This is a genomic window from Mesorhizobium sp. KR9-304 (assembly GCF_040049215.1).
Classification (GTDB): Bacteria; Pseudomonadota; Alphaproteobacteria; order Rhizobiales; family Rhizobiaceae; genus Mesorhizobium_K.
Map to the genome: position 1 here is coordinate 640,330 of NZ_JBDZDN010000001.1, position 23,356 is coordinate 663,685.

At 65.5% G+C, this 23,356-nt stretch carries 19 protein-coding genes; 7 read left to right on the top strand and 12 right to left on the bottom strand.

Annotated elements, in window-relative coordinates:
• Positions 1–8: 8 nt before the first annotated feature.
• The 4 genes from ABLE71_RS03085 to ABLE71_RS03100 are packed head-to-tail and all read right to left on the bottom strand — an operon-like array spanning position 9 to position 3,967.
• The gene (locus ABLE71_RS03085; RefSeq protein WP_348781889.1) at positions 9–548 is read right to left on the bottom strand and encodes a hypothetical protein; all 540 of its coding nucleotides are present in this window, start codon (positions 546–548) and stop codon (positions 9–11) included.
• Entirely contained in the window at positions 548–1,717 is a 1,170-nt protein-coding gene (locus tag ABLE71_RS03090; protein WP_348781890.1) for an acyl-CoA dehydrogenase family protein, read from the bottom strand. The genes ABLE71_RS03085 and ABLE71_RS03090 overlap by 1 nt, the downstream gene beginning before the upstream one ends.
• On the bottom strand, positions 1,717–2,163 hold the full coding sequence (locus tag ABLE71_RS03095) for a hypothetical protein (RefSeq protein ID WP_348781891.1): 447 nt from the start codon (positions 2,161–2,163) through the stop codon (positions 1,717–1,719). Before ABLE71_RS03095 ends, ABLE71_RS03090 begins: the two co-directional genes overlap by 1 nt.
• Positions 2,164–2,170: 7 nt before the next feature.
• On the bottom strand, positions 2,171–3,967 hold the full coding sequence (locus tag ABLE71_RS03100; RefSeq protein WP_348781892.1) for an acyl-CoA dehydrogenase: 1,797 nt from the start codon (positions 3,965–3,967) through the stop codon (positions 2,171–2,173).
• 202 nt (positions 3,968–4,169) lie between these two features.
• Here ABLE71_RS03100 and ABLE71_RS03105 point away from each other — a divergent pair, with 202 nt between their 5' ends.
• Together ABLE71_RS03105 and ABLE71_RS03110 are read left to right on the top strand one after the other, a co-directional pair.
• Complete coding sequence (locus tag ABLE71_RS03105) at positions 4,170–4,520, top strand: antitoxin Xre/MbcA/ParS toxin-binding domain-containing protein (RefSeq protein ID WP_348781893.1); 351 nt, start codon at positions 4,170–4,172, stop codon at positions 4,518–4,520.
• Between the two features lie 8 nt (positions 4,521–4,528).
• A complete protein-coding gene (locus tag ABLE71_RS03110; protein ID WP_348781894.1) occupies positions 4,529–5,026 on the top strand; it encodes an RES family NAD+ phosphorylase in 498 nt (165 codons plus the stop codon).
• Between the two features lie 59 nt (positions 5,027–5,085).
• On the opposite strand, the gene ABLE71_RS03115 is transcribed toward ABLE71_RS03110, so the two are convergent.
• Positions 5,086–5,550, bottom strand: a complete 465-nt coding sequence (locus ABLE71_RS03115; RefSeq protein WP_348781895.1) for a MerR family DNA-binding transcriptional regulator — start codon at positions 5,548–5,550, stop codon at positions 5,086–5,088.
• A 455-nt stretch (positions 5,551–6,005) separates the two neighbouring features.
• Here ABLE71_RS03115 and ABLE71_RS03120 point away from each other — a divergent pair, with 455 nt between their 5' ends.
• The 3 genes from ABLE71_RS03120 (at position 6,006) to ABLE71_RS03130 (ending at position 11,813) form a co-directional block, all read left to right on the top strand.
• Positions 6,006–9,848, top strand: coding sequence for a peptidoglycan-binding protein (locus tag ABLE71_RS03120; RefSeq protein ID WP_348781896.1), 3,843 nt, complete (start codon positions 6,006–6,008; stop codon positions 9,846–9,848).
• Between the two features lie 191 nt (positions 9,849–10,039).
• The gene (locus ABLE71_RS03125) at positions 10,040–10,960 is read left to right on the top strand and encodes a sulfite exporter TauE/SafE family protein (RefSeq protein ID WP_348781897.1); all 921 of its coding nucleotides are present in this window, start codon (positions 10,040–10,042) and stop codon (positions 10,958–10,960) included.
• A gap of 1 nt (position 10,961) precedes the next feature.
• Positions 10,962–11,813: a TIGR02186 family protein gene (locus ABLE71_RS03130; RefSeq protein WP_348781898.1), complete on the top strand. Its 852-nt coding sequence runs from the start codon at positions 10,962–10,964 to the stop codon at positions 11,811–11,813.
• 130 nt (positions 11,814–11,943) lie between these two features.
• On the opposite strand, the gene pdeM is transcribed toward ABLE71_RS03130, so the two are convergent.
• The 4 genes from pdeM to ABLE71_RS03150 all read right to left on the bottom strand — a co-directional run bounded on the left by pdeM (position 11,944) and on the right by ABLE71_RS03150 (position 16,936).
• Positions 11,944–12,657 carry a ligase-associated DNA damage response endonuclease PdeM gene (gene pdeM / locus ABLE71_RS03135; RefSeq protein WP_348783649.1) on the bottom strand — a complete coding sequence of 238 codons (714 nt, stop codon included), beginning with the start codon at positions 12,655–12,657 and terminating at the stop codon, positions 11,944–11,946.
• 25 nt (positions 12,658–12,682) lie between these two features.
• Positions 12,683–15,361 (bottom strand): ligase-associated DNA damage response DEXH box helicase, encoded by a 2,679-nt coding sequence (locus tag ABLE71_RS03140; protein ID WP_348781899.1) that lies wholly within the window; start codon positions 15,359–15,361, stop codon positions 12,683–12,685.
• Between the two features lie 86 nt (positions 15,362–15,447).
• Positions 15,448–15,927, bottom strand: a complete 480-nt coding sequence (locus ABLE71_RS03145; RefSeq protein ID WP_348781900.1) for a hypothetical protein — start codon at positions 15,925–15,927, stop codon at positions 15,448–15,450.
• A 97-nt stretch (positions 15,928–16,024) separates the two neighbouring features.
• Positions 16,025–16,936, bottom strand: a complete 912-nt coding sequence (locus ABLE71_RS03150; RefSeq protein ID WP_348781901.1) for a methyltransferase domain-containing protein — start codon at positions 16,934–16,936, stop codon at positions 16,025–16,027.
• Positions 16,937–17,053: 117 nt separating this feature from the next.
• On the opposite strand from ABLE71_RS03150, the gene ABLE71_RS03155 reads away from it, so the two are divergent.
• Together ABLE71_RS03155 and ABLE71_RS03160 are read left to right on the top strand one after the other, a co-directional pair.
• On the top strand, positions 17,054–18,064 hold the full coding sequence (locus tag ABLE71_RS03155) for a ligase-associated DNA damage response exonuclease (RefSeq protein WP_348781902.1): 1,011 nt from the start codon (positions 17,054–17,056) through the stop codon (positions 18,062–18,064).
• Positions 18,064–19,665, top strand: a complete 1,602-nt coding sequence (locus ABLE71_RS03160; RefSeq protein ID WP_348781903.1) for a cisplatin damage response ATP-dependent DNA ligase — start codon at positions 18,064–18,066, stop codon at positions 19,663–19,665. The genes ABLE71_RS03155 and ABLE71_RS03160 overlap by 1 nt, the downstream gene beginning before the upstream one ends.
• Positions 19,666–19,821: 156 nt before the next feature.
• On the opposite strand, the gene ABLE71_RS03165 is transcribed toward ABLE71_RS03160, so the two are convergent.
• The 3 genes from ABLE71_RS03165 to ABLE71_RS03175 form a co-directional block, all read right to left on the bottom strand.
• On the bottom strand, positions 19,822–20,949 hold the full coding sequence (locus ABLE71_RS03165) for a hypothetical protein (RefSeq protein WP_348781904.1): 1,128 nt from the start codon (positions 20,947–20,949) through the stop codon (positions 19,822–19,824).
• A gap of 274 nt (positions 20,950–21,223) precedes the next feature.
• On the bottom strand, positions 21,224–22,273 hold the full coding sequence (locus tag ABLE71_RS03170) for a Gfo/Idh/MocA family oxidoreductase (RefSeq protein ID WP_348781905.1): 1,050 nt from the start codon (positions 22,271–22,273) through the stop codon (positions 21,224–21,226).
• A gap of 154 nt (positions 22,274–22,427) precedes the next feature.
• Positions 22,428–23,213 carry a ThuA domain-containing protein gene (locus ABLE71_RS03175; RefSeq protein ID WP_348781906.1) on the bottom strand — a complete coding sequence of 262 codons (786 nt, stop codon included), beginning with the start codon at positions 23,211–23,213 and terminating at the stop codon, positions 22,428–22,430.
• Between the last annotated feature and the right edge of the window lie 143 nt (positions 23,214–23,356).

The following is a 23,356-nucleotide window of genomic DNA, read 5'->3' on the forward strand; positions in this document are numbered from 1 at the left end:
TCCTATCGTTAGTCTTTCTTAGGCATCAATCTTTCGAGAAGCGGTATCAGGTCCGCATCTCGTTCGTCCTCGCTCTTCCAGGCAAATGCGGGACTGTTCCAGAGCAGTTCCTCATTCATTGCCTGAACGTCCTCTTGGAGCCGGACCATTTTCGCGTCGCGGTCACATTCTTCGTCGGCAGACGCATCCGGCGAACCGTAAATACGTCTGACGATGTCCGCAGTGCGCCCCGCTTTAATTGTTTCCAATCCCGACAGGATGCCCTTCCGCGTATACGGATGCCATTCCAAGCTGCGGGTCCTAAACGCCGTACAGCCCTGCTCGATCAAGTTCACTACAACTATGTCGTTGTAATAGACGTCTTGGAAGCCCCGCGGAAACATCGGCAAATCGACCCCGAAGCGTCCGAAAAAATCGACATCGATATAGAGCGCCTCCATGGCAACCCTGTAGTTCCCGCGGTGCAGATCGCGGTCCATTGGCCAAAAGTCGAGTGTCGCCGCACCTGCGATCATAGCGACAAATCCTGCCGTGGTCGTTTTCAGCACTACAAGCCCCGCGCGATCAGCAGTTTCATGATCTCGTTGGTGCCGCCGTAGATACGCTGCACCCGCGCGTCGCGGTACATGCGCGCGATAGGGAATTCATTCATGTAGCCATAGCCGCCGAAGAGTTGAAGGCATTCGTCGACGACTTTTCCCTGCAGCTCGGACAGCCAGTATTTCGCCATCGAGGCGGTCGCGGGATCGAGCCCGCCCGCGATGTGTCTGATAACGCAGTCATTGTAGAAGACGCGGCCGATGGTCGCCTCGGTCTTCAGTTCGGCGAGCCGGAACTGGGTGTTCTGGAAATCGATGATCCTCTGGCCGAACGCCTTGCGTTCCCTGACATATTCTATGGTCAGGGCCAGCGCCCGCTCGGCCATGGCGATCGCCGTGGCGCCGATCGTCAGGCGCTCCTGCGGCAATTGTTGCATGAGCTGGACGAAGCCCTGCCCCTCCTCGCTGCCGAGCAGGTTGGCGGTCGGCACACGCACGTCGTTGAAGAACAGCTCCGACGTGTCGTTGGCCTTCAGCCCGATCTTGTCGAGGTTGCGGCCGCGCTCGAAACCCTCGACCTCGCCGGTCTCGACCACCATCAGCGAGGTGCCCTTCGCGCCCCTGTCCGGATCGGTCTTGACGACGACGATCACCAGATTGGCGAGCTGGCCGTTGGTGATAAAGGTCTTTTGGCCGTTGATGCGGTACTGGTTGCCGTCCTTCTCCGCGCGCGTCCTGACGCCCTGCAGGTCGGAGCCGGCGCCGGGCTCGGTCATGGCGATGGCGCCGATCAGCTCGCCGGTCGCCAGCCGCGGCAGCCATCTCCGCTTCTGCTCCTCGGAGCCATAGTGGAGGATGTAAGGCGCGACGATCGCATTGTGCAGTCCGATGCCGAAGCCGTCGACGCCGACATGGGCGATCGCCTCGATGATGACGCTCTCATGCGCGTAACTGCCGCCCGCGCCGCCGTATTCTTCCGGCATCGAGGCGCAGAGCAGGCCGGCAGCGCCCGCCTTCTCCCAACTCGCGCGGTCGACCATCTCGTTCTTTTCGAACTCGTCGTAGCGCGGCGCGATCTCCTCGGCCATGAAGCGATGCGCCATGTCGTAGAGCATGCCGACCTCGTCCGCCGCCCAGGCGGGTTTCGGCAGACCGAGGATTGCGGCGGGGGAGGTCATCAAGAAACACGCTTGGTTGCTTGGTCGGCATGGGCCTCGAGATACCAAACGAAACAAGTGGCGTCTTCAAGATTGCCGAACGAATTCTCTACGTTCAGAGATTTTGGAAGGGCGTTACGTGCCTCGGCTACGAAATCGAACTCTTGAGTGAGTTTAGCGAACTGCCTGAGCGCTTCGGATGCTGCCATGGCAACGCGATCATTCCATGGAAGATTTTTGGGAACCGCGCGAAAAGTATCGACTTGAACCCAATAGCATTCGCAGGTGGCTGCGGGCAGGCGAAGCTGAAGCTGCCCACCAACGTTCAGCAAGTTCGCTCGCATCCCCGCCTCAATGACGTTTGGTATGTCGTGCGGCGGCCATGCGTGTTCGTTTCCGCGCAATGTGGCAGATCGTTGTAACGGCTCCGGCAGCAACTCAACGACGTGATGCCAACTAAGGGTCATTGTTCCCTCAAAACGCCTCCGCCGGCAGCGCCATCATGGCGTCGGCGCCGGTCGAGATGCGCGCGAGATGCGCTGATGTCTCCGGCATGACGCGTTCCATGAAATAGCGGCCGGTGACGATCTTGTTCTCATAGAAGGACGCGCCCCCGTCGGCGCCTTCGGCGAGCTTGCCCTGCGCGACCTTCACCATCTGCGCCCACATGTAGCCGAGCGAAACCAGTCCGAAGAGATGCAGGAAGTCGGTCGAGGCGGCGCCCGCGTTATCGGGCTTCGCCATCGCGTTCTGCATCAGCCACATCGTCGCCGCCTGCAGGTCGTTGAGGCCCTTCTTCAGCGCCTTGGTGAACGGCGCCATCGCCCCAATGGCGCGGTTCTCCTCGCAGAATTCGCCGACCTCCTTGAAGAAGGCCTGCACGGCGCGGCCGCCGTTCAGGCCGAGCTTGCGGCCGACGAGGTCGAGCGCCTGGATGCCGTTGGCGCCCTCGTAGATCATGGCGATGCGGGCGTCGCGCACGAACTGACTCATGCCGTGCTCTTCGATATAGCCGTGGCCGCCGAACACCTGCTGCGCCATCACCGCATGCTCGAACCCCTTGTCGGTGAGCACGCCCTTGACGATCGGCGTCATCAGGCCGAGCAAATCGTCGGCCGCCTGGCGCTCCACGTCGTCACCGGAGCGATGCGCGATGTCCGACTTCAGCGCCGTCCACAGCGCGAGCGCTCGTCCGGCCTCGTTGAACGACTTCATGGTCATCAGCGAGCGGCGGATGTCGGGGTGCACGATGATCGGGTCGGCCTTTTTGTCCGGCGCCTTGGGGCAGGACAGGGAGCGGCCCTGCAGCCGGTCCTTCGCGTAAGCCGCCGCGCCCTGGTAGGCGGCCTCGCCGACCGAAAGCCCCTGCAGGCCGACGCCCAGCCGCGCCTCGTTCATCATCGTGAACATGGCCTTCAGGCCGCCATTGGCCTCGCCGAGCAGCCAGCCCGTCGCCTCGTCGTAGTTCATGACGCAGGTCGAGTTGCCGTGGATGCCCATTTTCTCCTCGATCGAACCGCAGGAGACGGCGTTGCGTGTCCCCGGATTGCCGGACGCGTCGAGCAAGAGCTTTGGCACGATGAAGAGCGAGATGCCCTTGGTGCCCTCGGGCGCGCCCTCGATGCGGGCGAGCACCAGGTGCACGATGTTGTCGGCCATGTCGTGCTCGCCGGCCGAGATGAATATCTTCTGGCCGGAAATCCTGTAGCTGCCGTCTCCATTCGGCACCGCCTTGGTGCGCAGGAGGCCGAGATCGGTGCCGCAATGCGGCTCGGTCAGGTTCATGGTGCCGGTCCAGGCGCCCTTGACCATCTTCGGCAGCCAGGTCGCCTTCTGCTCGTCGGTGCCGTGGGTGATGATCGCGGCGATCGCGCCCTGGGTGAGGCCCGGGTACATCATCAGCGCCATGTTGGCGGAGATCATGTATTCCGAGACGGCCGTATGAACCGCGTAGGGCAGGCCCTGACCGCCGAACTCGGCGGGCGCCGCCAGCCCCATCCAGCCGCCCTGGCGATATTCGTCGAAGGCCTCCCTGAAACCTTTCGGCGTGGTGACCGAGCCGTCGTCATGGCGGACGCAGCCTTCCATGTCGCCGGTCCGGTTTGTCGGCTGGATGACGTTCTCGGCGAGTTTCGCGCCCTCGCCGAGTATCGCTTCGAGCACGTCGGGCGAAGCGTCGGCAAATCCGGCGAGGTTGGAGAAGCGCTCGTAGCCGAGCACTTCGTTGAGCACGAAGAGCGTGTCGCGCACGGGGGCCGTGTAGCTCGGCATGATTTCCTCCAGGACGGTCTTCGCGGCGGGCGGGACGCTTTTTGCAAGCTATCCCCGCCGCTTCGGGAACGTCACCCTAAAATATTGACGTTTACGCAAACGTCAATATTTCGCCGGGTAGAAATTTGCCGCCATGACGATTGTATGCCGATCATTGTGACGCTATTTTGCGTCATAATTTGAGGCATATCGGAGTCGCGTCATGGGACTGACCCAATATTCCGACGGAGGCCTTTTCGCGCCGAACAAGATCGCGGCCGCCTTCCGCACCACCAGCGAGGAAGTCGCCCGCACGGCTGGGCTCGGCAAGGACGCAGTCCAGCGCAAGGACCGCGTCCGCTCCGACAAGACACAGCGCAGGCTGCGCGAGATGGTCGAGATCGTCAACAAGGTCGAGCCGCGCTTCGGCTCGGCACTGATGGCCTATGCCTGGTACCGGTCGGAGCCGCTACCGGGATTTTCGGGGATGACCGCCATGCAGCTTGTGCGCAGCGGCCGCGCGGGGGAGGTGCTCGACTATATCGATGCTGTCGACGCCGGCGTCCACGCCTGACCTCCCGCATGATCTATCGCGGTCCGCTCTGCCGCGCCCTCAATCCGATCTTTGCACGCGAGCCGCTGTCAGGCCGCGGCGCAGAACTCTATGGGGGCCGCTTCAATCCCAATCGGGTGCCGGCGCTCTACACGTCCCTGACGGTGATGACCGCACTCAGGGAAGCCAATCAGGCGGGCAGCCTGCAGCCCACCACCCTGGTCTCCTACGAAGCCGAGATAGAGAATGTCTTCGACGGCCGTGACGAAGCGGCCTTGAAAGCCGAGGGCATGGACGCGGCCAGCCTGGCCGACGCGAGCTGGCGCGATCAGGTGAAAGTTGTCGGAGAAGCGAAGACGCAAGTCTTTGCCCACCGGCTGGCCCAGCGGGGTTTCAACGCTCTGCTGCTCAGGAGCTTTGCCACCGGAACGACCGGAGACGATCTCAATCTCGTGCTCTGGCGCTGGGGTGACGCTGCACCAAGCCGACTCGTTCTGATCGACGGCGAGAATCGCGTGTCGCGCTGAGATGACAGAACCTGCGGCGCGAGGCGACGGCGCCGCAGGTCAGTTCGTCAGTCCGAGGTTCAGCTCGCAACCGCGATCGGAGCGGTGCGCTCGGTCAGCATGTTGCGCACGGTCGCCATCGTGTCGGACAGCTCGGTGATCGCCTCGTCGATCGCGGCGCGCTGCTTCTGCAGGCGGGCAAGCTGCTTTTCCGACTTGTCGAGCGTCAGGCGCAATTGCTTGGTGTTGGCGCCCTTGGGATCGTAGAGATCCATGATCTGCTTAACGTCGCGCAGCGAAAAGCCTACCTTGCGACCGAGCAGGATCAGCTTGAGCCTGGCCCTGTCGCGGCGGCTGTAGAGACGGGTCGAACCGTCGCGCTTGGGGCTGATCAGGCCCTTGTCCTCGTAGAAACGAAGCGTGCGCAGCGTCACGCCGAAGGTTTTAGCCATCTCTCCGATACGTGCGTACTCTTCCTGGGAATCCACAATCGCGTCATCGTTCACGGGCACGGCTTCGCCGGCCTGGTTAAAGCTCATCATCATTGACTTTCCCTTTTGCGGCGCTGGGAGCGCGCCTGACCGGTAAGCGGGCGGGGGGTCGGCTTCCGGTCGTGGTTTCGACATATGCGTCGCAAGCGGTGTCCAAGCCGCCGCTCACGTTAAGGGCAGCCCTATAGTCGTAGTGATTTGGCGATGCAAGCGCGCCATGGTTGCAGCCGGCTGCGGCAGTTTGAACCAGCCTGGGCAGGAAATCGCCGCGCAAACCACTTTTTTTACGAAGTTTGCCAAATCGTAAACGTGGTTAACACCTTGTTTACCACGTTCGGGGAATTGTGCGCCTGTCGGACCGCCGTGTTTATTCTGTAACGACTTTTTCACGGTCTTCGGAGCGAGGGCTTGAGGCCCGGAAGTGCGCTTCCGCCGCCGGATGGCGGCCCTCCCCGGCCCGGCAGGGAGAATTACCGAACTGGTCTCAGGCCAGCAAAGGCAAACGGGCGATGAACAGCAAGCGGTCCTATCTCGACGCGATCAACGCCGGCCGGCAGCGCCGATCCTACGCATCGCTGGAGCAGCTCAACCGGTCGCTCGAGACGCTGGAGCAAAGGATCGAGCGCAACCGCGAGGAAACCGCCGGCCATGCGCGCCAGCGCCCAGGCTCGGCATCTGGCTCGGCATCCAGCCCGGCATCTGGCGCACCATCTGGCCGGCCATACGGCCAAGGCCAGGAGGCCCCCCGCCCGGCGCGGCCCCGTCCGCCCGAATATCGCAGCGCTTACGAGCAGCCCTACCAGTCGATCGCGCGCGACATCGAGCGCGTGCGCAAAGAGGAGGACGGCGTCGCCACCTTCGGCAAGATCGCCGGCGAACTGAAGGGCTTGCGCGAGGAACTGCGCCATCAGATGGCGTCCAGCCTGCGCCGCGAGTTCGATACGCTGCGCAAGGACTTCCAGCTGAGCAATGCCTCCGGCGGCAAGGCCGCGAGCAAGCTCGGATTCGATGTCGAACGCCTGTCGAGCGCCATCCAGGCGCTCGGCGATCGCGGCGACGACAAAAGCATCAACATGCTGCGGCTGGAGATCGAGCAGATGAAATCCGCGCTCGACACGCTGGCGCGCGAGGAGACGGTACTGTCCGTGGATCGCCGCTGGGACGATTTCGACCGGCGCTTCGACGATTTCGAGCATCGCGTCGCGGCCGGCGCCGGCCAGCCTTCCGGCGGCGCGGAACTCGCCGCCCTGACCGACCGCGTCGAGCAGATCAGCCGGGCGGTGGGCAACCTGCCCGAATCGCTGTCGCTGCGCTCGCTGGAGGACAAGGTTCGTACGCTCGCCGGCGCACTCGACCATTTCATCGAGCAGCAGGGCGGCCGCGCCAACGAGACCTTCGCCCAGATCGAGGAGCGTCTCGACGAAATCTCGCATGCGATCGTCGGCGCCACCGTCGCGGCGCAGCAGCAGCACATGGATCCGGTGCCGTTCGAGCGGATCGAGGCGCGCATATCGGCGCTCGCCAGACAGATCGAGGAGGTCGCCGAGGACCGCCCCGGCGCCGAGATGATGGAGCAACTCCAGGCTCTCGCCCGCCGCGTCGACGAATTGGCGGTGCGCAGCGCGATGCCCGACGAGGCCGTGGAGCGCCTCGCCTATCAGATCTCCGTCATCGCCGACAAAGTCGACCACGCGCCGGCGATGCCGAATGCGAGCGAAATCTTCTCCGGTATCGAGCAGCGCTTCGACGTGCTGTCGAGCCTCTTCGAACGCCGTCAGGACGACGCGCTCGAGCAGGGCAACATGCTCTTCCGCGAGTTGGAGCGCCGCCTCAACGAGGTCGCCGAGCGCATCGACCGGCGCCAGGCGGACGCCGTGGTCGACAGCGGCTCGATCATGAAGGCGATCGACGCACGTTTCTCCGCCTTCGCGCAGACGCTCGACAGCGGCAAGCATGACGGGATCGCCGACGAGGCGATCCGCGGCCTGGAGACGAGGCTCGAAAGCATTTCCAAGCGGCTCGACCAGTCCGCCAGCCAGTTTGCCGGCATCGATCCGGACCTGGTGCGCAGCCTGGAGGCTCAGGTCTCCGGGCTTTCCGAGCACCTTGCCAAGCCGAGCGCTCCGCTGCCGGAGTTCGTCGACCTTTCGCCGCGGCTCATGGAGATCGAGAAGTCGATCGCCGACAGCCGCGAATCGGTCATGGAAGCCGCGCGCAGCGCCGCCGAGACCGCCACGAGATCGCTCGCCGGCAGCCAGCCGGAGGCAGGCGCGGCTTCCGGTTTCGCCGAGGAGCTCAAGTCGCTCGAGGAGCTGACGCGCCGCTCCGACGAGCGCAATTCGAAGACCTTCGAGGCGATCCACGACACCTTGCTCAAGATCGTCGACCGCATGAGTTCGCTCGAGCGCGAGGCGCAGCCCCAGGCGCGCAAGCTCGAGGTCAAGGACACGCCGTCGATCGACGGGGACGATGCCTTCCCGGTTCGCGATGCGCAATTCGGGGAGATGGATTCCGCCGTCGCGGCTCCGATGCCGCGCACGACCGTCGAGCGCACCCCGGCGCAAGCGGCAGCCGCGGCCGCGATGGCCGCGCTCGGTTCGGATCATCCGGCCGAACCCGAGCAGAACACCAGCCGCGTGCGTTCCATGCTGGGCGGCCTCACCCGCGCCTTCGGCGGCAAGAAGGAAGCCAAGGAACCGGAGCTGGCAGGTTCGACCGCGCCCGAGCCGGCGGTCGAAATCGACGTGGCGCCCACGGTCGACCTCGATACGCCGCTCGATCCCAAGCTTGCCAACCGCCCGCTGGAGCCCGGCTCCGGCGCGCCCGATCTCAACGCCATCATGAAACGGGTCCGCGACGAACGCAGCCCGCCCGGCGGTGAACGGGCCCGACACAGCGAGACCGACGCCGGCAAGGCAGACTTCATCGCCGCCGCGCGCCGCGCAGCTCAGGCCGCTGCCGCCGACGCGGACGTGAACAAGCGCAAGTCGGACGTCGGCAGCCCGGTCAAGGCGCTGCGGCTCGGCGACATTCTCAAGTCCCGCCGCAAGACGATCCTGATGGTCACGACCGCTCTGATGACCGCGCTTGCCGGCCTGCAGCTCGGCAAGTCCTTCATGAACGACTCCGCCGAGATTGCCGGGCTCGGCGAGGCTGCCCCGCCCGTCGCGGCTCAGCTCGACACTGCACCACTCGGCAGCACGCCGCCGGTCGCGCAAGCCGCGGGCGCCGCATCGTCCGATGCCATCGCGGCGCGCATTGCCGGCGAGCCGGAAGAACCGCCGATGGACGCGGTCGAGACGCCGCGCGACGTATCGGACATGGCCACCATGCCTGCCGAACGGGCTCCCGCGGACGACGCCGCGCTCGCCGACGGCTCGCCGATGGAAGATGCACCGATCGACGGCGTGCCCATGGAGGGCGTCCAGGTCGCGGCGGTATCGCCGGTCGAGCAGATTTCGGAGGCTGGGGCCGCCCTGTCGCCGGTCCCCGGCGCCTGGATCGAGGTTCCGACGGAGATCGGTCCGCTGCCGCTGCGCGAAGCGGCCGCGGCGGGCGACGCCAAGGCGCTGTTCGAGGTCGCCACGCGTTATGCGGAAGGCCGCGGCCTGCCGTCCGACATGGCCGAGGCCGCCAAATGGTACGAGCGGTCGGCCGAACTCGGTTTCGCCCCGGCGCAGTACCGGATCGGCAACATGTACGAGAAGGGGATCGGCGTGACCCGCGACATCGCCAAGTCGCAGGCCTTCTACGAGCAGTCGGCGGTGCAGGGCAACGCCAGCGCCATGCACAACCTCGCCGTCCTCCACGCCATGGGCGCCGACGGCGAGACCGACAACGACACCGCCGCCAAGTGGTTCGTGAAAGCCGCGGAACTCGGTGTGAAGGACAGCCAGTTCAATCTCGGCATCCTCAGCGCCAAGGGCGTCGGCATCAAGCAGAGCCTGGAGGAATCCTACAAGTGGTTCGCGCTTGTCGCCAAGACCGGCGACAAGGACGCCGCCAACAAGCGCGACGAGATAGCCAATGCGCTGCGCCCCGAGCAGCTGGAGCGCGCCCGCGCCGCGGCCGAGCTCTGGAAGCCCAAGGCGCTCGATCCCGAGACCAACACGGTCGAGGTGCCGGATTCCTGGCAGGAAACCGGCGACAAGACCGCCGGCATCGACATGAAAAAGGCCATCCTCAGCGTCCAGGCGGCGCTCAATAAGAACGGCTACGAGGCGGGCAACCCCGACGGCGTGATGGGCGGCAAGACCAAGGCGGCGGTCGTCCAGTTCCAGAAGGACAACGGCATGAATCCGACCGGCGATATCGACGATGCGCTGGTCCGCGCGCTGCTTGCCCGCAAATAATCGCGCAAAGGTCGCAGATCGGCCTGCCGCGGGCTGGTAACGTCTGCTTTAACTGATTGAGATACAATTTATTTCTACAAATCCGGTGAGGTTTGACTTCGCCGCATTGTCGGCGCAAGTGCCGGCTAACTCGCCTGGGCCATCCCGCTTCAACGGACGGCCAAGGCTACTGGCATTGGGACGAGTCTCGGGTGGGCATTTATCTGCCGATCGCTGAACTGTCGGTGAACCTGTTCGTGCTGCTCGCAATGGGGGCGGCGGTCGGGTTCCTGTCAGGCATGTTCGGTGTCGGCGGCGGCTTCCTGATCACGCCGCTGCTCATTTTCTACAACATTCCCCCGGCAATCGCGGTTGCGACTGGCGCCAACCAGGTGGTCGCCTCTTCGTTCTCAGGCGCGCTGTCGCACATGAAACGCGGCACGCTCGACTTCAAGCTCGGCACGGTGCTGCTCGCCGGCGGCGTGGTCGGCTCGACCATCGGCATCTATGTATTCTCGATCCTGCGCGAAATGGGCCAGCTCGACCTGTTCATCTCGCTGCTCTATGTCGTGCTGCTCGGGACCGTTGGCGGGCTGATGCTTGTCGAAAGCGTCAACGCGATCCGCCGCTCGCGCGACGGCGCGGCGCCGACGCTGAAGAAGCCCGGCCAGCACAACTGGATCCACCGCCTGCCCCTGAAGATGCGCTTTCGCACCTCGAAGCTCTTCGTCAGCGTCATTCCCGTGATCGGCCTTGGCATCGGCATCGGCTTCCTGTCGTCGATCATGGGCGTGGGGGGCGGCTTCATCATGGTGCCGGCGCTGATCTACCTGCTCAAGGTGCCGGCCAACGTCGTCGTCGGCACGTCGCTCTACCAGATCATCGTTGTCGCCGCCTACACCACCATCGTGCATGCCGCGACCAACCAGACGGTCGACGTGGTGCTCGCCTTCATGTTGATGATCGGCGGCGTGGCCGGCGCTCAATACGGCGCCAAGGCCGGGCAGCGGCTGCGCGGCGAGCAACTGCGCGCCCTGCTCGCGCTGCTGGTGCTCGCCGTGGCGCTCAGGCTCGGCTTCGATCTCTTCGTGCGCCCGCTCTCGCTCTATTCGCTGGCCGGACCGGTGATCTGACATGCGTCTGCCGGCGGTTGCAGCACTGGTTTTCGCCGCCGCGCTGGCCGCGGCCAGCCCCGCCGCCGCGCAGCGGCCAGAGGGAGGACCCGCCCGGCCGCCGCAGGATCAGCCGACACAGGATCAGCCGCCGCCGGTTCGGAACCGGGAATCCATCCAGATCGGCCTCTCGACCAACAAGGTCGCGATCACCGCCGATTTCTCCGGCGCCGACCTCACCATCTTCGGCTCGCTCGAAAATGCCGACCCGCTGGTCACGCGCCAGGGGCGGTACGACATCATCGTCGTGCTCGAAGGGCCCGCCCAGGAAGTGGTGGTCCGGCGCAAGGAGCGCGTGCTCGGCATGTGGATCAACATGGAGTCGGAGACCTTCACCAACGTGCCGGTGTCCTATTCGGTTGCGACGACGCGCCAGCCGCAGGACATCACCGACGCGAGCAGTTACAAGCGGCTCTCGCTCGGCGCCGACAATCTCCATATCGAGCCGGTGGACCGCAACGGCACGCCAGCTACCATAGAGGAGTTCCGCCAGGGCCTGCGCGACCGCAAGGCGGCGGCCGGGCTCTTCAGCATGAGGGTGGGCGGCGTCGAATTCCTGTCGCAGAGCCTTTTCCGGGCTTCGCTGCCGCTGTCGCCCAGCGTGCCCGTGGGAACCCACAAGGCGCGCGCCTTCCTGTTCAAGAACGGCGTCTTCATCCAGGAGAGCTCGGCGCAGCTTTCGATCGTGAAGTCGGGCTTCGAACAGACGATCTACCGTTTCTCGACCAATCACGGCCTGAGCTACGGCATCCTCGCGACGCTGCTTGCCGTCGTGACCGGCTGGCTTGGGCGGATCGTGTTCCGGAAGGACTAGCGCGGACCGAAATTTCAGGTCAGGCCGAGCCGAATGGTGGGTTTCGAGAACCGGAGCGGAGCGTACTTTTGGGTACGTGAGCACCGGGAGCGCAGAAAGCCCGCCATTTGCAGGCCGGCATCACCTGAATTTAACCCGGCCTGAGCATCGCGCCGGGCATGGCGAAGATGCGGCTCGCCCCGATCATGTAGGCGATCAGCCCGTCGGCGCGGAACAGGCCGGCATAGGCGCGGTCGAGTACGTTGAGAGAACCCGTATAGGCGCCGAAGGCCGGCATGACGATGCGCGTCCCGTCGGCGGCAAAGCAGCGGCGGCGCACCGAGCGCCCGCGCTGCACGATGCGCGCACAGGGATGCAGGTGCCCGGCGATCTCGCCAGAGATGTCGCCAGTCGGAGATTTCTTCGACGGCTCGTGGCGGAAGGTCAGCGCGCCGACCGCCAGCGCCTCGACGGTATCGCCCGGCAATCCGGCGGGCGGCTGCGGATCGTGATTGCCTGAGACCCAGAACCAGTCGCGCCCCGCCATCATCGCCGACAGGTCGAGCCGCATCTGGCTCGGCAGGCGCGATGCTCCTTCCCCGTCATGAAAACTGTCGCCGAGGCTAACCACGATTCTCGGCCGGTAGTGATCGATGATCGCCTGCAGCCGAAGCAGCGTCGCGACCGTATCGTAGGGCGGCACCAGCATGCCGCGCTTTGCCAACGACGAGCCTTTTTCCAGGTGCAGGTCGGACACGCACAGCAGGCCGAGATCAGGAAAATAGAGAGCGCCGCGCCGGTCGCAGAGCGCGGCTTCACCTCCGACCGCGATCTCGGCCTGATCCGGCGCGCCCGGAAGGAATATCGGTTCGGCCCCTCTCACTGCTCGTCTACTTCCCCTTTGGCCTTCCCGTCGCCGTCGCGATCAGTTCTTCCGCCTCCGACAGAAGCGAATCGCCAGCCTCGCCGTCGACCCTTTCGCGGCCCACTTCCAGCATGATCGGCACGGCCAGCGGCGATATCCGGTCGAGATCCTTATGCATGATTCGGCCTTTTATACGCGACAGCATGTCGGCAAGCCTCCTGACATCGAGCAGGCCGGCCGCCGCGTCGGAGCGCGTCGCCTGCAAGAGAATGTGGTCAGGCTCGTGCGTCCTCAGCACATCGTAGATCAGGTCGGCCGACACCGTCACCTGCCGCCCGCTCTTTTCCTGGCCGGGGAAGCGCTTCTCGATCAGCCCGGATATCTGCGCGCAGGCGCGGAAAGTGCGCTTCAGCATCCAGGAATCCGCCAGCCAGGCGTCGAGGTCGTCGCCCAGCATGTCCTCGTCGAAGAGCGTGCCAAGCGACGGCTTGCCCTTCTTGAACAGCGCCCCCATGTCGCCGAGCGCCCAGACGCCGAGCACATAGTCGGTCGCCACGAAGCCGAGCGGCCTTGCGCCCGCCCGCTCCAGCCGGCGGGTCAACAGCATGCCGAGCGTCTGGTGCGCTAATCTTCCCTCGAACGGATAGGCGACCATGTAGAAGCGGTCGCCATAGGGAAAGGTCTCGACCAGCAGGTCCTCGCGCTTCGGCAGCACCGAGAATTCGGCCTGCAATCTCAGCCAGTCCGCCACCTGTTCGGGCAGCGCCTTCCAGCGCTTCGGGTCGGCAAGCATGCCGCGCACCTGGTCGGCCAGATAGGTCGAGAGTGGAAACTTGCCGCCGCCGTAATAAGGCACCTTGGCGTCCGCGCCCGGCGCGTTGGAGACAAAACATTCGTTCTCGCGGATGCCCTCGAAGCGCAGCACCTTGCCGGCGAAGAGGAAGGTGTCGCCATGAACCAGCGTTTCCAGAAACGCCTCCTCGATCTTGCCGAGCACCGGCCCGCCGCGCGTCGCGACGACGCCCTTGCCGGCGCGCACGTAGCGCACGTTCAGCGCCGGCACCTCGATGATCGTGCCGACGTTGAGCCTGTACTGCTGCGCGATGCGTGGATGGCTGACGCGCCACAGTCCCTCCTTGGTCTTGCGGATGCGGGCATAACGCTCGTAGCTCCTGAGCGCATAGCCGCCGGTGGCGACAAAATCGACGACGCGGTCGAAGGTCTGCCGATCGAGCCCGGCATAGGGCTCGGCGGTCCGCACCTCGCGATAGAGGTCGTCGGCGTCGAACGGCGCGCCGCAGGCGACGCCGAGCACATGCTGCGCCAGCACGTCGAGCGCCCCTTCGGCGAGCGGCGGTGTGTCCTGCGCGCCGACGGTGGAGGCTTCCAGCGCCGCCCGGCATTCCAGCACCTCGAAGCGGTTCGACGGAACGAGAATCGCCTTGGACGGCTCGTCCATGCGGTGGTTGGAGCGGCCGATGCGCTGCGCCAGGCGGGAAGCGCCCTTCGGCGCGCCGACATGGATGACGAGGTCGACATCGCCCCAGTCGATGCCCAGGTCGAGCGTCGAAGTGGCGACGATGGCGCGCAAGGCATTGCTCTCCATCGCCTTCTCGACGCGGCGGCGCTGGCTGACGTCGAGCGAGCCGTGATGCAGGGCGATAGGTAGAGAGTCCTCGTTGATGCGCCAGAGTTCGGCGAACAGAAGCTCGGCCTGGCTCCTCGTGTTGACGAAGAGCAGCGTCGTCCTGTGCGCCTTCACCAGTTCGTAGATTTCGGGGATCGCATAGCGCGACGAATGCCCCTGCCACGGCACGCGCTCGCGCGAATCCAGCACCGTGACGTTGGGCTTGGCGCCGCCGGCGACGGTGATGAGTTCGGCCATCGGGGATGCGCTCGCGCCCCCTCCACCGCCTTCGGCGGTCCCCCTCCCCCGCTTCGCAGTGGAGGAGCCCGAGACGTCGCCGCCGAATCCTCCCCCGTTTACAGGGGAGGGGGACCACGCGGAGCGTGGTGGAGGGGGCGCATTCCCGGAACCACCCTGCGCCACCAGCCAGCGGCGCAGCTCGTCCGGATCGGCGACGGTCGCCGACAGCCCGATCGCCTGCAGGCCCGGCACGATGGCGCGCAGCCTGGCCAGCCCGAGCGACAGCAGATGCCCGCGCTTTGACGTCACCAGCGAATGCAGTTCGTCGAAGACCACATAGCGCAGGTCCTCGAAGAAGCGTTTCGCGTCCGAGGTCGCGATCAGCAGCGCAAGCTGCTCGGGCGTGGTGAGCAAAATGTCGGGCGGAACGAGCTTCTGGCGCTGGCGCTTGTGCGCGGGCGTGTCGCCGGTGCGGGTCTCCAGCGTCACCGGCAGGCCCATCTCGCCGACGGGTTTGGTCAGGTTGCGCTCTATGTCCACCGCCAGCGCCTTGAGCGGCGAGATGTAGAGCGTGTGGATGCCGCGCCTGGCTTCGCCGGGCTTGCGCTTCGGCCTGCCGGCCAGATCCGTCATCGTCGGCATGAAGCCGGCGAGCGTCTTGCCCGCGCCCGTCGGCGCGATCAGCAGCACCGAGCGGCCGGCCTGGGCCTTCGCCAGCAGCTCGATCTGGTGCGCGCGCGGCGACCAGCCGCGCTCCGCGAACCATTTTACGAACTGGTCCGGCAGGATCGCGGCCGACGTTCCCAGGTCGGTCTTGAGGTTAAGCTGGCGCGTCACGCCTCAGACGTAGCGCGGGGGCTTTCCGCCGCCAAGCGAAATCTGGAACAAAAAGGGATCAAGCTTCCGCTCTCCGGGAAGAGAACTCAGGTTCTCTCGAACCGCATCACCCAGTTCTTTTCCCAGCTTTTCCCGTCATCGGTCGAGAAGGACTGTTCCCAGACCGGCCGTTCGCCCGCCGTCCAGTCGAAGCGCACACGCACCGGCACGCCACCTTCGACATCATCGCCGAAGAATTCGCCGCGTCCGTTCTCGAAGCGGCCGATGGTCGGCGGGAACAGCCTGAAACTCTTGGTGTCCGACCAGTAGATCGACCATTGGCCTGCCTGGGGATCGAAGAGGCGCAGCGTCATGCCGGTGAAACCTCGCGACGGCACGAACATCGTATCGAGATTGCCGCCATGCCCGCCCGCAAAAGCACCCTCCGGGATCGGCATCACCTTCTCGACCTTCGACGTCGCCGGGAACGTCTCCCAATCGGTCGAGCCGACAAGCCGCTCCTTCAGGAACGCATTGGTGATCTTCCATTCCCCGATCAGAAAATCGAAATCGTCGAACCCGCTCATCTCGTCCCTCCGGTTGAGGCCAGTCTTATAGCGGTCGCCTGCTGACAGGGCGTGTCAGCAGGCTGGTCGCGAACGTGCGTGTGTGGGGATGATCGTCTCAAAGAGGACGCGCGGTTACGATCAGCCCCGTCACCGGCTCATTCCGATCCTGCCGGATGGTCTTTTCCTCGATCGACACCACCGCCAGCCCCGCTTCCCCTATCACCCGCCGCACATAGGCTTCCGCGTGCGCATAACGCCGTGACGGCTGCAACGCGAACCCGTCCGCCGCCTCCAGCCGCTCAACCGAGAAAGCGAACAGCCCATCCTCGGTGAGCAACCCCGCGACCGTCCTTACGATGCCCTCCAGCGCGCCGACATACATGAAGACGTCCGCCGCCGTGACGAGGTCGGCCTTCGGCCCGTCATACGAAAAGGCCTGCAGGTCGGCTTTCTCCAGCCGATCGTAGACGCCCTTGGCGCGCGCCTTGCGCAGCATCTCGGCGGAGATGTCGAAACCTTCGAGCCGGTCGCAGAACGGCCTGAGACGTTCGCCCATCAGGCCGGTGCCGCAGCCAAGGTCGAGCGCGAGCCCGAAGCGGCCCCGCCGCGCCTTGGCGATCGCCTCGGCCAGAAATTCCGGCACCCGGTAGCCGAGCGTATCGACCAGCGCGTGGTCGAATTTTTCCGCATACTGGTCGAACAGCGCCTCGACGAAAGCGCTCGGCGGCGCGTCGCCGGCTTCGGCCTTTCCGATAACCGCCAGCTTCAGCGCCGCGCCGGCGCGGTCTGCCGGATCGAGTTCTTGCGCCATACGCCAAGCCTCGGCCGCCGCATTCATGTCGCCCGCAGCCTCGTGAAACTCGCCGAGCCGAAACCAGCCCATCGCCCAGCCGGGAGCGAGTTCCAGCGCGCCGAGCATGAGTTCCGCCGCCGGCCCAGCTTCGCCCGAGCCGAACAGCATCTCGGCATAGTCGGCGCGGCGGTCGGCCAGTATGTCGCCCGAGGACGTGTTTAGCGGTTTCGCCATGCGGCGCTTATCCGCCACCGGCTCCACCGCCACAAGTCCTTCTTTAAGCTGCCATTCTTGTCAGCATCCGAGTGCGCCCACCCTTCCCCACACGCCGCAAATGTCTACATTCGCGCCATGCGTCCACGCGACCTGCTTTGCCCGAAACCCGGCGGCCTCTACTGCGCACCCGGCGATTTCTACATCGACCCGGTGCGGGCCGTGCCACGCGCGCTGGTCACGCACGGCCATTCCGACCATGCCCGCTCGGGCCACGGCTCGGTGCTGGCGACGCGCCAGACGCTCGACATCATGGGGCTGCGTTACGGCGAGGATTTCGCCGGCTCGATGCAGGAGGCCGTGCTTGGCGAGACGGTCCACATCAACGGCGTCGCCGTCACCTTCCACCCGGCCGGCCATGTGCTCGGTTCGGCGCAAATCTCGGTGGAATATGACGGCACGCGCATCGTCGCCTCGGGCGACTACAAGCGTCAGCCCGACGCCACCTGCCAGCCTTTCGAGCCTGTTCGCTGCGACGTCTTCATCACCGAGGCGACGTTCGGCCTGCCGGTCTTCCGCCATCCGCCCGACACCCACGAGATCGCCAAGCTGATCAAGTCGACCGAACAGTTCCCCGAGCGCGCGCACCTTGTCGGCGCCTATGCGCTCGGCAAGGCGCAGCGCGTCATCCGCCTCATCCGCGATTCCGGTTACGGCAAGCCGGTCTATATCCACGGCGCAATGGCGACGCTCTGCGAATATTATGAATCGCAAGGCATCGACCTCGGCGATCTCCGACCCGCAACGGTCGAAGGCGGCTCGAAAAGCGATTTCGCCGGCGCCATCGTCGTCGGCCCCTCGTCCGCCTTCGCGGACCGCTGGGCGCGGCGCTTTCCCGATCCGATCTCCTCTTTCGCGTCGGGCTGGATGCGCATTCGCCAGCGCGCCAAGCAGGGCGGCGTCGAGCTGCCGCTCATCATCTCCGACCATTCCGACTGGGACGAACTGCTCGAGACCATCGTCGAGACGGGCGCGGGTGAAATCTGGGTCACCCATGGCCGCGAGGAAGCGCTGGTGCGCTGGTGCGAACTGCAGGGCATTTCCGCCAAGGCGCTGCACCTCGTCGGCTACGAAGACGAGGGGGATTGATGCAGCGCTTCGCCGAATTGCTCGACCGCCTGGTGCTGACGCCGGCCCGCAACGGCAAGCTGAAGCTGCTCGTCGATTATTTCCGCGCCGTCGAGGACCCCGACCGCGGGTTGGCGCTTGCCGCCATCACCGGCGACCTGTCGATCGCCTCGGTGAAGCCGGCCATGCTGCGCGCGCTGATTGCCGACCGCATGGATCCGGTTCTGTTCGGCTATTCCTACGATTATGTCGGCGACCTCGCCGAGACCGTGTCGCTGGTCTGGCCCGATCCGCCGCCGCATCAAAGGCCTAACCACGAGCCGACGCTCGGCGACGTGGTCTCCGCGCTGCAATCGGCCAGCCGCTCCGACGGGCCGAGCGTGCTCGCCCGGCTGCTCGACAGCGCCGGTATCGAGGCGCGCTTCGCCATCATCAAGCTCGTCACGGGGGGCCTGCGCATCGGTGTGTCCGCCAGGCTCGCCAAACAGGCGCTCGCCGAGTTCAGCAAGGTCGACGTATCGGAGATCGAGGAACTCTGGCACGGGCTCAAAGCCCCCTACGCCGATCTGTTCGCCTGGCTGGAAGGCAACGCGCCGAAACCCGAGAAGGCGGCCAGGGCGCTGTTCCGGCCGGTCATGCTGTCCAACCCGGTGGAGGAGCGCGACCTCGAAAAGCTCGACCCGGCGGACTACGCCGCCGAGTGGAAATGGGACGGCATCCGCGTGCAGGCGGCCTCCGAGGGCGGCATCCGCCGGCTCTATTCGCGCACCGGCGACGACGTGTCGGGCGCATTCCCCGATCTCGTCGAGGCGATGGATTTTTCCGCCGCGCTCGACGGCGAGCTCCTGGTCGGCGATCCCCGCGCAGCGACCGGAACCTTCTCGGACCTGCAGCAGCGACTCAACCGCAAGACCGTATCGCCGAAGATCCGCGAAAAATTTCCGGCCTTCATGCGCTGCTACGACCTGCTGCAGCTCGGCGATGAAGACCTGCGGCCGCTGCCCTTTACCGAACGGCGAACCTGTCTCGAAGCTTTGGTGGCGAAGCTCGACCCGACACGGTTCGACCTGTCTCCGCTGGCGCCCTTCTCGGACTGGCGGGCGCTGAACGAGATGCGCACCCACCCGCCGCATCCTGTCATCGAGGGCGTCATGCTGAAGCGGCTGGATTCGCCCTATCTCGCGGGGCGGCCGAAAGGGCCGTGGTTCAAATGGAAGCGCGATCCGCACACGGTCGACGCCGTGCTGATGTATGCGCAGCGCGGCCACGGCAAGCGTTCGAGCTTCTATTCGGACTACACGTTCGGCGTCTGGCAGGGAACGCCGGGCGAGGAGGAGCTGGTTCCCGTGGGCAAGGCCTATTTCGGCTTCACCGACGAGGAGCTGAAGCAGATCGACAAATATGTGCGCGACAACACGATCGAGCGTTACGGCCCGGTGCGCTCGGTGCGCGCCGACCGCGAAAACGGCCTGGTGCTGGAGGTAGCGTTCGAGGGGCTCAACCGCTCGACGCGGCACAAGTCGGGCGTCGCCATGCGCTTTCCACGCATCTCGCGCCTGCGCTGGGACAAACCATCATCCGAAGCCGACCGCATCGAGACGCTGCAGGCGCTGCTGGATTGAGTCGCGCTAACTAGGGTTTGTTGAGATTCAGCTCAGGCGGAGCCGAAAATGGTGGATTTCGAGAACCGGAACGGAGCGTACTTTTGGGTACGTGAGTACCGGAAGCGCAGAAAGCCGCCATTTGCAGGCCCGCATCAGCTGAATCTCAACAGACCCTTACTCGACCACCGAGACGCGGATCTCGTAGATGTCGACCGCCTTGCCCTCGTTGGAGAAGTCGGAGATCACGGCGATTGAGCCTCCCGCGCCCGGCCGCAGCGCCGGCAGCTGGACGTCGAACAGATATTCGCCGCGCTCGTAGCCGACCGCGTAGCGCTGGCGGCCGCAATCGCCGAGTTCGCCGAAGTCGCAGTTGATGGAGATCTGCGTCTGCGTACCGTCCTCCGCGCGGGCGGAGATGTCGAACACCGCCTTCTTGCCGACGATCTGCTCCAGTATGCCCTGCCCCACGTCGAAGACCACCGCCGCGCCCGTCGTGCCCGAGCGGATGCGCATGAACTCGCCGGACTCGTCCTCGCTGACGTCCGCGGTGGCGCCCGTCGGGGCGTTCACGCCAGACGGATCGTCGGGCGAGAAGACGGTGATCCAGCTGCGCAATTCCAGCGCGCCGCCGGGCTCGCCCGGCGGCAGCGGGGTTTCGTCGGCCGGGTCGAACTCCTCGACGATCTGGGGCGGGGCGGGAGGAGGCGACTCCGGCAGTTCGAAAAGACCGAGCTGAAAGGCCCACCAGCCGCCGATCGCGGCCGCGCAGAGCAGCGTCACGGTGACGAACATGGCGGCCAGCGGACGCCGCTTCCGCGCCCGCCTCTCGTCGCGGTCGGGCGCCACCGCCGCCGCCTGGGAGCCAGCCAGTTCGGGCTCCGCGGCGCCTGCGCCGAGATCGACCGCGGGCGCGTTTGCGCCAGGCCCGTCCGCCGCCGGGCGTTGCGCGTCGTCGAGCGCGACCGACGGGGCCGCGCCCTGCTCGGTGCCGGGCGACGACGGCGTCTCCACGGCGGGAGCCTCGGCTTCGGGCTGCTCCATACCGAGCGAAACAGAGGGCACTTCGCCCGGGTGGATGGGCAGCGCCGGCGCTGCCGGCAGATATTCCGATTCGATGCTGGTGATCTTGGCCTGCAGGTTCTGCCGGCGCCTGATGGCCATCTCGACCGTCAGCTCGGGCTGCGAGGCCGTCGCGCGCTCAAGCGCTGCAAAGGCCGCCCGATACACCTTCTCGCGGAAGGCGCGGTCCTCTGCATCCCCCTTCTCGAGCGCGTTGCGGATCGCTTTTTCGACCGGATCCAATTACGGTTTTTCCCCATTGCGGCGTTCGCGTTGCTGATCGTTAGCCTTAGCCGGACGATCAAGCAACGTCTGCCCGCCGCAATGCCCCGCAAATTGCCGCGCCAGGGCCTTGTCTGGTCGCAATTCCGGACGGAAAACCGGTTCCCACTTTTCCTGGATTTGCCTTGTTTGCTCGCAATTCCGGACGGAAAACCGGTTCCCACTTTTCCTGGATTTGCCCTGTTAGATCGCAATTCCGGACGGAAAACCGGTTCCCACTTTTCCTGGAATTGCTTCAGGCGACGGTCACCCGGCGGTCCGAGGCCGAGCTTTCGAAAGCCGCGTCGATCAGCTTCTGGATGTCGGCGGCGCGGCGGAAGGACGGATCCCCGTTCTCGCCGGAAATCAGCGCATCGGCGAAACGCCTCGCGTTGCGCCGGACTTCCGGCAGTTGAAGCTCGCGCCATTCGCCCTTGTCGACATCCGCGCGGAGGCAGGCCGAAAGCGTCGACCGATTGCCGTCCGTCTCGACCTTCAGCGCGCCCTTGGTGCCGTGCAGCGAAAGGCTGAGATCGTTGGCGTACCCGGTTGCAAAGCGCGTCGCCAGCACGATCGCCAGCGCGCCGGATTTCAGCCGCGCCGACATCGCTACGCTGTCATTGGCGTCGAGCACATATTCGCCGACCCGGCCGCCCTCGACCTTCGGGAAGGTGACCAGCTCGGCCTTGAGGCTCACGAAATCCTCGGCCGCGCCGAAACTCGCGAAGTCGAGTATGTGGATGCCGACATCGCCGAGCACGCCGGTCGAGCCGTGCGCGGTCGATTGCCGCCACAGCCATTGCGGCTCGGTCATGGCGTCGCCCCAGGCTTTCGACACCAGCCAGCTCTGCCGGTAGGCCGCCTCGACATGGCGCAGTTCGCCGACCTCGCTCGCCTCCACCATCTTGCGCGCCAACTGGATCGCGGGCGAATTGCGGTAGCTGAGGTTCACCATGTTGACGAGGCCCGCACTTTCGGCCGCCTCGGTCATGGCGAGCGCATCCGGATAGCTCGGCGCCAGCGGCTTCTCGCACAAGATATGCTTGCCGGCGCCGATAAGCGCCAGCGTGGTGGCCTTGTGGACGCCATCGGGCGTCGCATTGATCGCGGCGTCGAAACCGCCCCAGCCGATCGCCTCCTCCAGGCTCTCGAAATGGCGCGCTATGCCGTTCGCCTCCGCAAAGGCCTTGGCCTTGCCGGGCAGGAGATCCACGCAGGCGACGATCTCGCATTCGGGAATCCGGGCAAATTCCTCGATGTGATGCGCGGCGATGCCGCCGGTGCCGAGCAGTAGCAGACGATGCATCAACTCCTCCTTGGAGAACGTTTCAAAATCCGCTCCGGCGAGGCAGATCGCGTGGATTTCGAGAACCGGAGCGGAGCGTACATTCAGGTACGTGAGCACCGGAAGCGCAGAAAGCCGCGCCAGATGCCCGCTGGAGCAGGATTTTCAAACGTTCTCAGCTCAGCCCCTTGTCGCCGTCGGCATGCAGCCGCGCGCCCTTCTGAACGATCTTCTCCTTCGCCTTGTCCACCGGAACGTTGGGCGCCTCCGATATCGCCGCCCAGGCCGGCGCGGGATTGTGCGCCCAGCGCGCGGCGTTGCGCAGCACCTGGCGCACGCCCTCATTGTGATAGATCGGGTAGGTCTCGTGGCCGGGCGAGAAGTAGAAGATTTTTCCGGCGCCGCGCTGCCAGGTCATGCCGGAGCGGAAGACCTCGCCGCCCTCGTACCAGGACACGAACACCGTCTCCATCGGCTCGGGCACGGCGAAGGGTTCGCCATACATCTCCGTCTCGGCGATCTCGATGCATTCGCCCACCCCTTGCGCGATCGGGTGTCCGCGGTTGATCGCCCAGGCGCGCTCGCGCTCGCCCGCCTCGCGCCATTTCAACGAACAGGGCGTGCCCATCAGCCGCTTGAAAATCTTCGAATAATGCCCTGAGTGGAGCACGATCAGCCCCATGCCCTCCCAGACGCGGCGGGCGACCCGCTCGACCACCTCGTCGCCGACTTCGCCATGCGCCGCGTGGCCCCACCACAACAGCACGTCGGTCGAGGCCAGGCGCCGTCCGGTCAGCCCGTGCTCGGGCTCCTGCAGCGTCGCCGTCGAAACCTCCAGCCCCTTGTCCTCGCGCAGCGCGGCGGCGATCGTCGCATGCATGCCGTCAGGGTAGATGGCGCGCACCACTTCGCTGGTCTGCTCGTGGACATTCTCACCCCAGACCACAGCCTTGATCGTCATTCTGTCCTCCAAAGCGCTTTGAGTGCATTCAATAGATCGGTACTGCCAGGAAGTTAAGCGCGCCGAATCGGCGGTTAAGGTGAATTTTCGAATGCCGCAGCCGGCGGCTTGAATTCGGACGGCAATGACGATATCACGCGCTC

What these genes read in the sequence shown, in the direction of transcription:
- ABLE71_RS03090 (WP_348781890.1), bottom strand. Translation starts at nt 1,717, where the DNA reads ATGACCTCCCCCGCCGCAATCCTCGGTCTGCCGAAACCCGCCTGGGCG.
- ABLE71_RS03095 (WP_348781891.1), bottom strand. Translation starts at nt 2,163, where the DNA reads ATGACCCTTAGTTGGCATCACGTCGTTGAGTTGCTGCCGGAGCCGTTA.
- ABLE71_RS03100 (WP_348781892.1), bottom strand. Translation starts at nt 3,967, where the DNA reads ATGCCGAGCTACACGGCCCCCGTGCGCGACACGCTCTTCGTGCTCAAC.
- ABLE71_RS03105 (WP_348781893.1), top strand. Translation starts at nt 4,170, where the DNA reads ATGGGACTGACCCAATATTCCGACGGAGGCCTTTTCGCGCCGAACAAG.
- ABLE71_RS03110 (WP_348781894.1), top strand. Translation starts at nt 4,529, where the DNA reads ATGATCTATCGCGGTCCGCTCTGCCGCGCCCTCAATCCGATCTTTGCA.
- ABLE71_RS03115 (WP_348781895.1), bottom strand. Translation starts at nt 5,550, where the DNA reads ATGATGATGAGCTTTAACCAGGCCGGCGAAGCCGTGCCCGTGAACGAT.
- ABLE71_RS03120 (WP_348781896.1), top strand. Translation starts at nt 6,006, where the DNA reads ATGAACAGCAAGCGGTCCTATCTCGACGCGATCAACGCCGGCCGGCAG.
- ABLE71_RS03130 (WP_348781898.1), top strand. Translation starts at nt 10,962, where the DNA reads ATGCGTCTGCCGGCGGTTGCAGCACTGGTTTTCGCCGCCGCGCTGGCC.
- ABLE71_RS03145 (WP_348781900.1), bottom strand. Translation starts at nt 15,927, where the DNA reads ATGAGCGGGTTCGACGATTTCGATTTTCTGATCGGGGAATGGAAGATC.
- ABLE71_RS03150 (WP_348781901.1), bottom strand. Translation starts at nt 16,936, where the DNA reads ATGGCGAAACCGCTAAACACGTCCTCGGGCGACATACTGGCCGACCGC.
- ABLE71_RS03155 (WP_348781902.1), top strand. Translation starts at nt 17,054, where the DNA reads ATGCGTCCACGCGACCTGCTTTGCCCGAAACCCGGCGGCCTCTACTGC.
- ABLE71_RS03160 (WP_348781903.1), top strand. Translation starts at nt 18,064, where the DNA reads ATGCAGCGCTTCGCCGAATTGCTCGACCGCCTGGTGCTGACGCCGGCC.
- ABLE71_RS03170 (WP_348781905.1), bottom strand. Translation starts at nt 22,273, where the DNA reads ATGCATCGTCTGCTACTGCTCGGCACCGGCGGCATCGCCGCGCATCAC.
- ABLE71_RS03175 (WP_348781906.1), bottom strand. Translation starts at nt 23,213, where the DNA reads ATGACGATCAAGGCTGTGGTCTGGGGTGAGAATGTCCACGAGCAGACC.